Origin of the sequence: Arsenicicoccus dermatophilus, assembly GCF_022568795.1 — a bacterium.
GTDB classification, from domain to species: domain Bacteria; phylum Actinomycetota; class Actinomycetes; order Actinomycetales; family Dermatophilaceae; genus Arsenicicoccus; species Arsenicicoccus dermatophilus.
The window spans coordinates 407,818-421,069 of the sequence record NZ_JAKZHU010000001.1; the positions used below are offsets into that span (position 1 = coordinate 407,818).

Consider the following 13,252-nt stretch of genomic DNA (forward strand, 5'->3'; position numbering starts at 1 on the left):
CTGCTCAGTGCTTCTTGTCCACGATGGTGGGGTAGACGTGGCTGAAGTCGACGGCCTTGCCGAAGCCCGAGGCCACGATGATGGTGATGCCGGTCAGGATGGCGGCGGCCACGACGGCGAAGCACAGGATCCCCACGACCCGGCCGACCGGGTGCGGCGTGGCGGCGCTGTCGATCTCGGCGGAGCCGCCGACGCCGTACGCCATCGACTTGATGCCCACGGCGAAGAGGGCGGGCAGGCCGGCCCCGAGGACCAGGCCGACGGCCAGGACCTTCCAGGCGGCGTCGAAGAGGAGCTCGAGGTTCTTCATGGGTGACGGTCCTCTCAGACGTGGGTGGCGGCGACGGGGTGGGAGCTGGCGGCGATCGCCTCCGCGGCGTCGTCCCGGTCGTCCCACTCGGCGTTGACGTTGTTGTGGTCCACGGGCTTCTGCCGGGAGCGGTGCCACATGTAACCGGACAGACCGCACAGGATCGCGAAGATGACCACGACGCCGACGATCCCACCGATGGTGTGGCCGATGAAGTACATGACCGCACCCACGACGGCCGCGGCCGGGAGGGTGATGCACCAGGCGGCGAGCATGCGGCCGGCGACGCCCCAACGGACCTCGGCGCCCTTCTTGCCGATGCCGGTGCCCAGGATGGAACCGGTCGCCACGTGCGTGGTCGACAGCGCGAAGCCGAGGTGGCTGGACGCGAGGATCGTCGCGGCCGAGGCGGACTCGGCGGCCATGCCCTGCGGGGAGGAGATCTCGACCAGGCCCTTGCCCAGCGTGCGGATGATGCGCCAGCCGCCGAGGTAGGTGCCGAGGGCGATCGCGAGGGCGCAGGACAGCTTGACCCAGAAGGGGACCGAGTGGGTGTCGGTGTGCGACCCGTAGGCGATGAGCGCGAGGGTGATGACGCCCATGGTCTTCTGCGCGTCGTTGGTGCCGTGCGCCAGGGAGACGAGCGAGGCGGAGCCGATCTGCCCCCAGCGGAAGCCGCCTTCCTTCCATCGCTCGTTGACGCCCTCGGTGATCTTGTAGATCAGCCAGGTGCCGACCGAGGCGATCAGCGCCGCGATGAACGGCGAGACCAGGGCCGGCATGACGACCTTGCCGACGACGCCGTCGAGCTTGCTGCCGTCACCGTTCCACTTGACGCCGGTCCAGCCCATCGCCGCGATGGTCGAGCCGATCAGGCCGCCGAAGAGGGCGTGGGAGGAGCTGGAGGGCAGGCCGAGCAGCCAGGTCAGGAGGTTCCAGACGATGCCGCCGATGAGGCCGGCGAGCACGATCAGCAGGAGCGACTGCCCGTGGTTCGCCATGAGCGAGGTGATCGGGGAGCCGTCCTTGTTCTGGATCTTGATGACGGCGTTGGTGACGGTGAGGGCGACCTCCACGGAGAGGAAGGCGCCGATGAGGTTGAGGGCGCCGGAGAGGGCGACCGCCGTCTTGGGCTTGAGGGCACCGGTGGCGATGGACGTGGCCATCGCGTTGCCGGTGTCGTGGAAGCCGTTGGTGAAGTCGAAGGCCAGGGCCGTGATGACGACCAGCACGAGAAGGATGAGCGAAACGTCCACGGCAACATTGTTGGGTGCTGGGCGGAATGCTCTCGACCTCGCGACCGAGTGCTCCCCCTGGTCACGCCAAGTGTTCACCTGCTCGTTGCATGGCGTTGTGTGTCTTTCACTTTCTGCAGCGTATAAGGAACGGAAAGTGATCACCGCAGGTGGATACTGGGGAGGTAGGACCACCCCCGGTGAGGTCGGTCGTGCTGGCCTTGAGCGGAATACGCTCAACTCTGCGTCCGTTGACCAGGGCGAGCCGAGCTTCGGCATACCGCACCAGTGGCCGCAGGCCGCTGCCGACCCGATCCGACCAGGAGTCGCCCCATGGAGCTGACCACCAAGGCAGCCGAGGCCGTCAACGCGGCCGTGCACGACGCGACCAGCGCCCACCACGCGCAGGTCGAGCCCGCCCACCTGCTCGTGGCCCTGCTCGCCCAGCAGGACACCACCACCGGCCCGCTGGTCGCCGCGACCGGCGCGGACGCCCGCAGCGTCGGGGTCGCTGCCGCCCAGGCCCTCGCCTCGCTGCCCACCGTCACCGGCAGCACCGCCACCCCCACCGCGTCCCAGGCCACCCAGGCCGTGCTGCAGCAGGCGGGCAACGCCGCCGCCGCGATGGGTGACACCCACGTCTCCACCGACCACCTGCTGCTCGCGATCGCCCGGGCCGGGTCCTTCGGGCTCGACCCGGCCGCCGTAGAGGAGCAGATCCCCGTCGTCCGCGGCGGTCAGAAGGTCACCTCCGCCAACCCCGAGGGCACCTTCGAGTCGCTCGCGAAGTACGGCACCGACCTGACCCAGGTCGCCCGCGACGGCAGGCTCGACCCCGTCATCGGCCGCGACTCCGAGATCCGCCGCGTCGTCCAGGTGCTCTCCCGCCGCACCAAGAACAACCCCGTCCTGATCGGCGAGCCCGGCGTCGGCAAGACCGCCGTCGTCGAGGGCCTGGCCCAGCGCATCGTCGCGGGCGACGTCCCCGAGTCGCTGCGCGGCAAGCGGCTGATCTCCCTCGACCTCGGCGCCATGGTGGCCGGCGCGAAGTACCGCGGCGAGTTCGAGGAGCGGCTCAAGGCCGTGCTCGACGAGATCCGGCAGTCCGAGGGCGAGGTCATCACCTTCATCGACGAGATCCACACCATCGTCGGCGCCGGGGCCTCCGGCGACTCCTCGATGGACGCCGGCAACATGCTCAAGCCGCTGCTGGCCCGCGGCGAGCTGCGCCTCATCGGCGCGACCACGCTGGACGAGTACCGCGAGAACATCGAGAAGGACTCCGCCCTCGAGCGTCGCTTCCAGCAGGTCCTCGTCGGCGAGCCGTCGGTCGAGGACACCGTGGCGATCCTGCGCGGGCTCAAGGAGAGGTACGAGGCGCACCACAAGGTGGCCATCGCCGACTCCGCCCTCGTCGCCGCCGCCTCCCTCTCCGACCGCTACATCACCGGCCGCAAGCTGCCCGACAAGGCCATCGACCTCGTCGACGAGGCCGCGTCCCGGCTGCGGATGGAGATCGACTCCTCGCCCGTCGAGATCGACGAGCTGCGCCGCCAGGTCGACCGGCTCCGGATGGAGGAGCTGCACCTGTCGGCCGAGCGCGACGACGCCTCGCGCGAGCGCCTCGCGCGGCTGCGTCAGGACATCGCGGACCGGTCGGAGGAGCTGGCCGGGCTCAACGCCCGGTGGGAGGCCGAGAAGGCCGGCCTCAACAAGGTCGGCGAGCTCAAGGCCCGCCTCGACGAGGCGCGCTCCCGCGCCGAGGTCATGGTGCGCGAGGGTCGTCTCGACGAGGCTGCCCCGATCCTGTATGGCGAGATCCCGGCCCTGGAGCGGGAGGTCGAGGCCGCCCAGGCCGCCGAGTCCGAGGCCGCCGGGGCGTCCGCCGCCGCCGGGGGCCCGATGGTCCAGGAGCAGGTGGACGCCGACGCCATCGCCGAGGTCATCTCGGCGTGGACCGGTATCCCCGCCGGGCGCCTGCTGGAGGGCGAGACCGAGAAGCTCCTGCACATGGAGGAGATGCTCGGCCGGCGCCTGATCGGCCAGGCCACCGCCGTGCAGGCGGTGTCCGACGCGGTGCGCCGCTCGCGGGCCGGCGTCGCCGACCCGAACCGCCCGACCGGCTCGTTCCTGTTCCTCGGACCCACCGGCGTCGGCAAGACCGAGCTGGCCAAGGCGCTCGCGGAGTTCCTCTTCGACGACGAGCGGGCGATGGTCCGCATCGACATGTCGGAGTACTCCGAGCGGCACTCGGTGGCCCGGCTCGTGGGTGCTCCTCCCGGCTACGTGGGCTACGAGGAGGGCGGCCAGCTCACCGAGGCGGTGCGGCGCCGGCCCTACTCCGTCGTGCTGCTCGACGAGGTGGAGAAGGCCCACCCGGAGACCTTCGACATACTCCTGCAGGTCCTCGACGACGGCCGGCTGACCGACGGTCAGGGGCGGACCGTGGACTTCCGCAACGTCATCCTGGTGATGACCTCCAACCTCGGCTCGCAGTTCCTCGTCGACCCGACGATGGAGGAGACGGCCAAGCGCGAGGCGGTGATGACGACGGTGCGGTCGGCCTTCAAGCCGGAGTTCCTCAACCGGCTGGACGAGACGGTGGTCTTCGAGCCGCTGTCGACCGACGAGCTCGGTCACATCGTGGGGCTGCAGGTCGACGAGATGGGTCGTCGCCTGGCCGACCGCCGGATCCGGCTCGAGGTGACGCCGGCGGCCCGGGAGTGGCTGTCGCTGACGGGCTACGACCCGGCCTACGGCGCTCGGCCGCTGCGCCGGCTGGTGCAGCGCGAGATCGGTGACCGGCTCGCCACGGCGCTGCTGTCCGGGCGGGTGCGGGACGGGCAGACCGTGGTGGTGGACCGCGACGACGACGCGGACGCGCTCACCCTGCGCTGACCTGGGCGTGACCGACGGGGTCGGCTCGCCTCGTGACGAGGTGGGCCGACCCCGTTCCGGTGCCCCGGGGGCGGGCGGCCGTGCATCCGCCAAGGGCCAGGCTGGCCCCGAGGAACGTTCAAAGAGGGCCCATGACGTACATTTCGCGGCCAGCCTGGCCCCAGAGGGTGGGGTGCGGGTGGGTCGGGTCGGGCAGGGGCGCCGGCGGTGCGGACGTATGCCGGTCAGCGGGTGGACAGCCAGGTGGACAGTCCTCGGGGGCTCTGTCATTATCAAAGATAATGAGAACGGTTACCTTTAGCGATGATGTGCCACCCGTCGTGGACGTGCGGTCGCTGTGCGTCGACTTCGGGAGCGTCCGAGCGCTCCACGACGTCAGCCTGCGGGTCGACCCTGGCCACCGGCTCGGCATCATCGGCGGGTCCGGCTCGGGCAAGACGCTGACCGCGTCGGCGATGCTGGGCCTGCTCCCGGCGTCCGCGTCGTGGAGCGGCGAGGTGCTGCTCCAGGGGCGACCCACCAGCGGGCTGCACCAGGCGGGGTGGCGGCGGCTGCGCGGCGCGACCGTGGCGCTGGTCGCCCAGGACCCGCGATCCGCGCTCAACCCGCTGGTCCGGGTCGGCGACCAGGTGGCCGAGCCGCTGCGCGCCACCGGCGTCGGCCGCCGCGACGCGACGCGACGCGCCCTCGACCTGCTCGAGGCCGTCCGCCTGCCCGATCCGGCCCGGGTGGCCCGGCGCCGGCCGGGGGACCTGTCCGGCGGGCAGCGGCAGCGGGTGGCCATCGCCCTCGCCCTCGCCGCGGACCCGACCCTGCTCGTCGCCGACGAGCCCACCTCCGCCCTCGACGTGTCCGTCCAGGCGGACGTGCTGCCCCTGCTCACCGAGCTCGCCGGCGACCGCGCCCTCGTGCTGATCACCCACGACCTGGCGGTCGCCGCCCAGGTCTGCACCGACCTGGTGGTCCTCGGCTCCGGCCGCGTGCTCGCCGCCGGGCCGGTCGACGAGGTCCTCGCCCGCACCGACCAGCCCGAGGTGGTCGAGCTGCTGGCTGCCACCCACGCCTCCGCCCTGCCGCAGCGGTGCGCCCGGTGCGAGGTGGGGCCCGCGCTGGTCGAGGTGCCCGCATGACGGTGGCCGAGCCCCTTCTCGTCGCCGATCGCCTCACCCGCCGCTATCCCGCTCCCTCCCTGGCCGAACGCCTGCGCGGCCGGGGCGAGGTGGCCGCACTGACCGACGTCAGCCTGCAGGTGCACCGGGGCGAGCGGCTCGGTGTCGTGGGGGAGTCCGGCTCGGGCAAGACCACGCTGCTGCGGATCCTGCTCGGCCTGGAGCGACCCGACACCGGGACCGTGACCTTCGACGGGCGGGCGGTGACGGCCGGGACCCGGATGCCGTGGTTCCGCTCCCGGGTCCAGCTCGTGCCCCAGGACCCCTCCACCTCGCTCAACCCCCACCTGCGCGTGGGCGACGTGGTCGCCGAGCCACTGCGCTGCCTGGACCTGCATCCGAGCCGCGAGCCGGCCTACGGCCCAGCACCAGGACGCAGGCCGGGCCGCGCCGGCTCCGAGGTCCGCGAGGCCCGGGCGGCCCGGGTGGCGCAGTGCCTCGAGCTCGCCGGCCTGCCCGCGGCCATGGCGTCCCGCCGCCCGGGAGAGCTCTCCGGCGGGGAGCGGCAGCGGGTGGCCATCGCGCGGGCCCTCGCCCCCCGGCCCGAGGTCGTCCTCGCCGACGAGGCGGTGTCCGCCCTCGACGCCACCGTGCGCTGGCGGGTGCTGCAGATGCTGCGGGAGACCTGCGAGCTCGCGGGCGTGGCGCTGGTGCTCGTCTCCCACGACCTCGGGGCGGTCTTCCACACCTGCGAGTCGGTCGCGGTGCTCGACCGGGGCCGACTCGTGGAGGCGGGACCCGTCGAGGAGGTCTTCACCGCCCCTGCGCACCTCACCACCCGGCGGCTGGTGAGCGCCGTCCCTCGCCAGCCCCGGATCCTGGAGCCGCGATGACCGCCCTCCTCGCGCCGGAGCAGTCCGTGCGGCGGCCCCTGTGGCCGCAGCTGCCCGGGCCGCTGCGCCTGCTGCTGCTGACCCAGGTCGCCTTCAACGTCGGCTTCTACCTCGTCGTCCCCTTCCTGGCCGCGCACCTGGAGCACGACCTGCACCTGGCCGGGTGGCTGATCGGTGTGGTCCTCGGGCTGCGGACCTTCTCCCAGCAGGGGCTGTTCGTCCTGGGCGGCGCCATCGCCGACCAGGTCGGCATCAAGCGGTCCATCGTCGTGGGCTGCGCGATCCGGGTCGTGGGCTTCGTCCTCCTCGGCCTGGCGAGCTCCCTGCCGGGGGTGATCGGCGGCGTCCTGCTCGTGGGCCTGGCGGCTGCGCTGTTCTCCCCGGCCACCGAGTCCGCGATCGCCGCCTGGGCCGGTGACCTGGAGCGCGCCGGTGGCCCGCCCCGCACCGAGGTCCTCGCCCTGGAGACGGTCTGCGGCCAGGCCGGGTCGGTCATCGGCCCGGTGCTCGGCGGGGTGCTGCTCGGCGTGCCCTTCCGGACCACCTGCCTGGTCGCGGCGGCGATCTTCGTCGGGATCCTCCTGGCCCACGTGCGTCACCTGCCGACCGGCTGCCGGGCCGGGGAGCCGACCAGGGTCGGGGAGACGCTGGCGACGCTCGTGCGGCACCGCGGCTTCCTGGCCTTCGCGGTGCTCAGCTCCACCGCCCTGGTGTCCTACGCGATGCTCTACCTCGCGCTGCCCGTCGAGCTGCAGCGGATCGGGGCCCCCTCGTCGGCCATCACCTGGTTCTTCGTGCTCGCCGCCGTCCTGACCATCGCCCTGCAGGTCCCGGTGACCCGCGCGACCGGCACCTGGTCGATCGAACGCCGCCTGGTGACCGGGCACGCCCTGCACGCCCTGTGCTTCGTGCCCGTCGCCCTGGCCGCACCCTGGGTGCCGTCCGGCGGTATGTCGGCCTACGCCGCCCCGGTCCTCATGGTCGTGCTCCTGCACCTGGGCTCGATGCTGACCGGCCCGGTCGTGCGCGACGTCGTCGCCCGCACCGCCCACGAGCGCCGCCTCGGGGCCTATCTCGGGGCGCTCGCCTCCCTCGGTGGCCTCGCCGTCCTGGTCGTGAGCAGCGCCGTCGGGGGACTGCTCGACCTCGCCCGCTCGCCCGCCCCCGGCGCGTGGATCCCGTGGGCGGTGCTGGCCGCGCTCCCTGCGGCGTCGGCCGCCGGCATGCCCGCCGTGCTGCGCCGGCTGCCCGCCGCCACCGCGACGGACTGCCTCTCGTGCCCATCCCCGTCCACCCCACCCCTCCAGGAGACGCCATGACCCATCGCCGGCGCCGCGCCCGCACCACCCTCCCCATCGCCCTCGCCGTGCTGCTCGCCGGCGGCTGCATGCCGGGGGGCAGCTCCGCCCAGGACTCCTCCTCCGGATCTGCGCCCCGGCTGCGGGTCGCGCTCAACTTCCCACCGGTCGCGGGGCTCTCGCCCTACAGCGACGACGCGGTGCTGCTCACCCGCGCGGGGATCACCGAGTCCCTCGTCCGCTTCGACAAGGACGGGACCCCGCAGCCGGCGCTGGCCCAGAGCTTCTCGATGGTGGGCGACCGGACCGCACGGTTCGTGCTGCGCAAGGGCGTGACCTTCCACGACGGCACCCCGATGGACGCCCAGGCCGTCGCGGGCGCCCTCACCCGGGCGATCTCGGCGAAGCCGGCGCCGGAGACCGTGAGCGGCCGCCCCCTCACGGTCAAGGCCGTCGGCGCCGACACGGTCGAGGTCACCTCCGCCCGTCCGGACCCGGTCCTGGTCCAGCGGCTGGGCAACCCGGACCTGGCCATCCTGGCGCCCAAGGCCTATGCCAAGGACCCCAACCGCCCTGACCCGACCGGAGCCGGCACCGGCCCCTTCCGGCTCGTCGGCGTGACCGGAGCGTCCGAGGCCAAGGCCGACGCCAACCCCACCTACTGGGGCGGCCGCCCGCGGCTGGCCGGCCTGGACATCAGGTTCATCGGCAAGGCCGACGCCCGGACCGCCGCCCTGCGCGACGGCCAGGTCGACGTGATCCAGAACGTCCCCATCGCCCAGATCGCCAACGTGGGAGCGGACAAGGTGGTCTCGCGACCGGTGCCCCGCACGACCGGCATCCACCTCAACGCCGCCAAGGGCGCCTTCGCCGACCCGGCGCTGCGGGTGGCGGCCCGGGCGGCCATCGACCCCGCCGCCGTCGCGACGGGCGTCTTCGAGGGCCAGGCCGACCCGGCCCGGGGCTTCTTCCGCGGCGACACGGCGTGGGCGCAGAGCCGCCCGGCGCCGACCTTCCCGGCCGCGGGCGCCGTGAACGGGCAGCGGATCACGCTGGCGACCTACACCGACCGGCCCGAGCTGCCCGAGGCCGCGACGGTGGTGGCCGACCAGCTGCGCAAGGCCGGGTTCGTCGTGGACGCCCCCGTGGTCAAGAGCTACACCCTGCTCGAGCGGGACATCGCGGCGGGCACCTACGACGCGGTGATCGGGTCCCGGATGTACCTCAGCCAGGCGGCCGACCCGCTGTCCGGGCTGCAGAGCGACTTCACCTGTGCCGGGACCTTCAACCAGTCCCACCTGTGCGACCGCGACCTGGACGCCCTCGTCGCCCAAGGGTCGTCGCTGCCCGACGTCGCCGCCCGACGCACGGCCGCCCTCGCCGCGGAGGCACGCATGCTCGGGACCGCGGCCTACGTCCCGCTGGTGCACGAGCGGGTGCGCATCGGGCGGGTCGCCGGCGTGACCGGCCTGAGCGATGACCCGCTCGAGTGGCGGATGGTCACCGAGCAGACCGCCCTGGCGCGCTGAGCCGTGGGTGCGCATCCCGTCGGCCGCGGCGTCCGTCGCGCCGGCCGCGGCGCGGCGCTGCTCCTCGCGTTGCGTCCGCTCGCCGTGCTCGTCGGCTCGGTGGCCGCCGTCGTGCTGCTCGCCGGGTGCCTGCCCTGGCTGTCCGGACAGGACCCCGCCCAGACGGTGCTGCGGGCCCGTCAGGTCGAGCGGGTCGCGGACCCCGCGGCGCTGGCGGCGGTCCGGCAGGAGCTCGACCTGGCCGGTGACCCCGTCACCGGGGCCCTGCGCTGGGGAGCGCGGGCGCTGCGCGGCGACCTGGGCACCTCCTGGGTCGGCGGCGGCCCCGTCGCCCCCGCGGCCCTGCGGGCGCTCGGGGTGTCGCTCACGCTGGCGGGCCTGTCGGCGCTCGCCGCCCTGGCGATCGCGCTGGTCCTGGTGACGCCCCGCATCCTGGCGGCCGGGTCCGGCGACCGGCGGCGTCGGGACGTCCTCACCACCGTCGTCGCCTCGCTGGCCGCCCTGCCCGAGGCCGTCGTCGCGGTCCTGCTCGTCGTCGTGGTCTCCCTGCACCTGCACCTCCTGCCGGCCACGGGGTGGACCACGGCCGCGCACCTGGTCCTGCCCGTGGCCACCCTCGCCGTCTGCGCGGTCGGGGTGCTCACCCGGGTGCTGGCGCTCGCCGTCGACGACGTGGCGGCCGAGGCCTGGACCCGCACCTGGCAGGCCAACGGCGCCCGTCCCCTGCGGACCAGCCTGGCGGTGGCGCACCGGGCCGTCGCCGTGGTCCTGCCCCAGGTGCTGCTGCTGCTCGCCGGGCTGGTGGGGGCGGCGGTGGTGGTGGAGGACACCTTCGCCATACCGGGTCTGGGCCGGCTCGCGCTGAACGCTGCGCTGTCCCAGGACATCCCGATGGTGCAGGCGTGCGCGGTGGTGCTCGTGGTCACGGGCCTGGCGGTCGGTGCCGCCGGGGTGCTCTGCCACCGGGCCATGACCGGGCCCGCGCTCGGTGCCGGTCGGGGCGTGGTCTCCGGACCTCGCCCCGAGGGCAGGGGCCGGCTCGGCATCGCCTGGTGGCTCGCGGCGGGCGCCTTGCTGGTGCTGGTCCTCGGCGGTATGACGCGCCAGGCGGCGATCGAGCCGGCCGCCCGCCACCTGCGCCCGTCCTGGGCGCACCCGCTGGGCACCGACCACGTGGGCCGCGACGTGTGGGCCCGGGTCGGTCACGGGGCGGTGGAGACCATCGGCCTGGCCGTCGTCCTCAGCGCGGCGTGCCTCGTGGTGGGGCTGCTCGTGGGCCTGCGCTCCTCGGGCCGGGGCGCCGGTGTCACCGACGTGCTCAACGCCGTGCCCTCGGTCTTCATGGGCATCGTCGTCGCGGCCGTCGCCGGGCCGGGCCTGCCGAGCGCGTGCGTCGCCGTCTGCCTCGTCGGCTGGATCCCGCTGGCCGTGCACACTCGCACCCTGGCGACCGAGGCGCGGGCCTCGGGCTTCCACCAGGCGGCGCTGGTCGCGGGCGCCGGGCGGTGGTGGATCCTGCGCACCCACCTGCTGCCGGTGGTGCTGCGACCGGTGCTGGGGCACGCCGTGATCCGGGTCCCGCACCTCGCCCTCGCGCTGACCGGCCTGAGCTATCTCGGGCTCGGGGCGGGCCACGACTCGCCGGAGTGGGGCAAGCTGCTCGCCGACTCGGTGGCGCACGCCGAGCGGGCCCCCTGGGTGGTCGCGGCCCCGGCGCTCGGCCTCGTGCTGCTGGGCCTGGTGGCGACCCTGGCGCTCACGCCCTCCCGGTCCGTCGGCCCGGCGGGGCGCTGAGGGCACGCCGACATGCGGGCCGCGGTGCCTTGCTCGGGTGGGCCGGGCCGTGTCCGGTCCGGCGTGGGTCCGGACACGGCCTGGCGTCCGTCAGAGGATCGGCAGCCAGGCTCCCGCCCGGTCCTGGAAGGTCTGCGGGTCCCACGACCCGGCGCCCTCGGGGACCCGGCCGAGCAGCGGGGCGCCGGTCACCTCGGGCAGGTCGTCGACGTTGAGCCGCTCGGCGAGCCCCGGGTCCTGCGGCCACGAGCCGATGACGAAGCCGAGGCAGTCCAGCCCGCGCAGCTGCAGCGCCTCGGCGGTGAGCGCAGCGTGGTTGAGAGTGCCGAGCCCGGCGGCGGCGACGACCACCACCCCGACCTTGAGGCCGAGCTCCTGCAGGCACAGCGCCAGGTCGGCGACGGTTCCCCCGGCGAGGTCGAGGCGGACGAGCAGCCCGCCCGCGCCCTCCACGAGCACCAGGTCCACGTCGTCGCGGCGGGCGACCTGGGCCACCTGGGAGGCGAGCACCGGCACCGGCGGCAGGTCCAGGCCCGCGTGCCGGGCGGCGGCGTCGGGAGCGAGCGGGTCGGGCAGGCGGACGAGCTCGACGGTCTCGACGCCGCCGACCAGCCGGTCCACGACGGCCAGGTCGCCGTCCTCGCCCGGCTGCAGCCCGGTCTGGCAGGGCTTGACCACGACGACGCGCAGCCGCTGCTCCCGCAGGCCGACGACGAGCGCCGCGGTGGTGATGGTCTTGCCGACGTCGGTGCCGGTGCCGGTGACGACGATGATCGGGGCGGGGCTCATGGGTGACACTCCTTCACGGCCCCCACGAGGGCCTGGCAGATGGTGGTGACGTCCTCGTCGGTGCAGGCGTACGGCGGCATCGTGTAGACGAGGTCGCGGAAGGGCCGCACCCACACTCCCCGGTCCAGCGCAGCCCGGGTCACCTCGCGCACCTGCACCGGCTCGTCCAGCTGGATCACCCCGACGGCGCCCAGCACCCGCACGTCGGCCACGTGCGGCAGCTCGCGCGCCGGCGCGAGCCCCCTCGCGAGCCCGGCCTCGATGCGGGCGACGTCCTGCACCCAGCCCCGCGACTGCAGCAGGTCCAGCGAGGCCAGCGCGATCGCGCAGGCCAGCGGGTTGCCCATGAAGGTCGGGCCGTGCATCAGAGCCCCGGCCGTCCCGCCGCTCACGGTCTCGGCGACCTCGCGGGTGCACAAGGTGGCGGCCAGCGTGAGGTAGCCGCCGGTGAGCGCCTTGCCGACGGTCATGATGTCCGGCACCACGCCGCAGCGGTCGGCGGCCCACAGCGTCCCGGTGCGCCCGAAGCCGGTCGCGATCTCGTCGAGCACCAGCAGCGCGCCCGACTCCCGGGCCAGGGAGGCCAGCACCTGCACGGCGTACGGCGACCAGACGTGCATCCCGCCTGCTCCCTGCAGCAGCGGCTCCACCACGACCGCGGCGACCTCGTCGGCGTGCTCGGCATACAGCGCCCGCACCTCGCGCTCCCAGGCCGCCGTCTCGGGGTCGGACCCGTCGCGGTCCAGACCGGCGGGCGGGCGGGGGGCGAAGACCTGCTCCGGCAGCACCCCGGTGAACAGCGCGTGCATCCCGCCGACCGGGTCGCACACCGACATCGGGGCGAAGGTGTCGCCGTGGTAGCCGCCGCGCACCGTGAACATGCGCCGTCGCGGCCGTCCCAGCGCCACGTGGTGCTGCCAGGCCATCTTGAGCGCCACCTCGACCGAGACCGACCCGGAGTCGGCGAGGAAGACGTGCTGCAGCGGGGACCCGACCGCGCCGGGGAGCCGGGGGGCCAGCTCGACCAGGCGGCGCCCCAGCCGGATCGCCGGCTCGTGGGTGAGCCCGCCGAACATCACGTGGGACATCCGGCCGAGCTGCTCGCGCGCGGCCGCGTCCAGCTCGGGCACGGCATACCCGTGCACCGCGCACCACCAGGACGACATCGCGTCGACGACCTCCCGCTGCGCGCCGTCGACCTCGAGGGTGAGCCGCACGCCGCGGGCGGAGCGCACGAGCCAGGGGTCCCCGGTCGCGGGGAAGGTGGAGTAGGGATGCCACAGGTGCTCCCCGTCCCAGGCGAGCAGCTCGGCGGTCGACCCCTCCTGAACGGTGTTCATGAGTCCAGTATGCCGAGCCCCGCTCCCGCCTCGGTGGCGGCCCGCAGATGTCGGGTC

Annotated in this window: 10 protein-coding genes; 6 read left to right on the plus strand and 4 right to left on the minus strand. The window is 74.2% G+C overall.

Features of this window, described 5'->3' with window-relative positions; genetic code table 11:
- Positions 1-4: 4 nt before the first annotated feature.
- Together MM438_RS01955 and MM438_RS01960 are read right to left on the minus strand one after the other, a co-directional pair.
- A complete protein-coding gene (locus MM438_RS01955; RefSeq protein WP_241450113.1) occupies positions 5-310 on the minus strand; it encodes a hypothetical protein in 306 nt (101 codons plus the stop codon).
- 14 nt (positions 311-324) lie between these two features.
- Positions 325-1,566 carry an inorganic phosphate transporter gene (locus tag MM438_RS01960; protein ID WP_241450114.1) on the minus strand — a complete coding sequence of 414 codons (1,242 nt, stop codon included), beginning with the start codon at positions 1,564-1,566 and terminating at the stop codon, positions 325-327.
- Positions 1,567-1,878: 312 nt separating this feature from the next.
- Between MM438_RS01960 and clpB the strand changes: the two genes are divergently transcribed.
- From clpB to MM438_RS01990, 6 genes are all read left to right on the plus strand, one after another.
- A complete protein-coding gene (gene clpB, locus MM438_RS01965) occupies positions 1,879-4,443 on the plus strand; it encodes an ATP-dependent chaperone ClpB (protein ID WP_241450115.1) in 2,565 nt (854 codons plus the stop codon).
- A gap of 308 nt (positions 4,444-4,751) precedes the next feature.
- Positions 4,752-5,573, plus strand: a complete 822-nt coding sequence (locus tag MM438_RS01970; protein WP_241450116.1) for an ATP-binding cassette domain-containing protein — start codon at positions 4,752-4,754, stop codon at positions 5,571-5,573.
- Positions 5,570-6,445 carry an ABC transporter ATP-binding protein gene (locus MM438_RS01975; protein WP_241450117.1) on the plus strand — a complete coding sequence of 292 codons (876 nt, stop codon included), beginning with the start codon at positions 5,570-5,572 and terminating at the stop codon, positions 6,443-6,445. Before MM438_RS01970 ends, MM438_RS01975 begins: the two co-directional genes overlap by 4 nt.
- Entirely contained in the window at positions 6,442-7,764 is a 1,323-nt protein-coding gene (locus MM438_RS01980; protein ID WP_241450118.1) for an MFS transporter, read from the plus strand. Before MM438_RS01975 ends, MM438_RS01980 begins: the two co-directional genes overlap by 4 nt.
- Entirely contained in the window at positions 7,761-9,272 is a 1,512-nt protein-coding gene (locus MM438_RS01985; protein ID WP_241450119.1) for an ABC transporter substrate-binding protein, read from the plus strand. Before MM438_RS01980 ends, MM438_RS01985 begins: the two co-directional genes overlap by 4 nt.
- A 3-nt stretch (positions 9,273-9,275) precedes the next feature.
- Positions 9,276-11,066, plus strand: coding sequence for an ABC transporter permease subunit (locus MM438_RS01990; protein WP_241450120.1), 1,791 nt, complete (start codon positions 9,276-9,278; stop codon positions 11,064-11,066).
- 90 nt (positions 11,067-11,156) lie between these two features.
- Here the strand turns inward: MM438_RS01990 and bioD are convergent, their stop codons facing one another.
- The gene (bioD, locus tag MM438_RS01995; protein WP_241450121.1) at positions 11,157-11,855 is read right to left on the minus strand and encodes a dethiobiotin synthase; all 699 of its coding nucleotides are present in this window, start codon (positions 11,853-11,855) and stop codon (positions 11,157-11,159) included.
- Complete coding sequence (locus MM438_RS02000; RefSeq protein ID WP_241450122.1) at positions 11,852-13,195, minus strand: adenosylmethionine--8-amino-7-oxononanoate transaminase; 1,344 nt, start codon at positions 13,193-13,195, stop codon at positions 11,852-11,854. Before MM438_RS02000 ends, bioD begins: the two co-directional genes overlap by 4 nt.
- Positions 13,196-13,252 lie beyond the last annotated feature (57 nt).

Coding starts and splice junctions, on each gene's coding strand:
- MM438_RS01955 (WP_241450113.1), bottom strand. CDS start 310: ATGAAGAACCTCGAGCTCCTCTTCGACGCCGCCTGGAAGGTCCTGGCC.
- clpB (WP_241450115.1), top strand. CDS start 1,879: ATGGAGCTGACCACCAAGGCAGCCGAGGCCGTCAACGCGGCCGTGCAC.
- MM438_RS01975 (WP_241450117.1), top strand. CDS start 5,570: ATGACGGTGGCCGAGCCCCTTCTCGTCGCCGATCGCCTCACCCGCCGC.
- MM438_RS01980 (WP_241450118.1), top strand. CDS start 6,442: ATGACCGCCCTCCTCGCGCCGGAGCAGTCCGTGCGGCGGCCCCTGTGG.
- MM438_RS01985 (WP_241450119.1), top strand. CDS start 7,761: ATGACCCATCGCCGGCGCCGCGCCCGCACCACCCTCCCCATCGCCCTC.
- bioD (WP_241450121.1), bottom strand. CDS start 11,855: ATGAGCCCCGCCCCGATCATCGTCGTCACCGGCACCGGCACCGACGTC.
- MM438_RS02000 (WP_241450122.1), bottom strand. CDS start 13,195: ATGAACACCGTTCAGGAGGGGTCGACCGCCGAGCTGCTCGCCTGGGAC.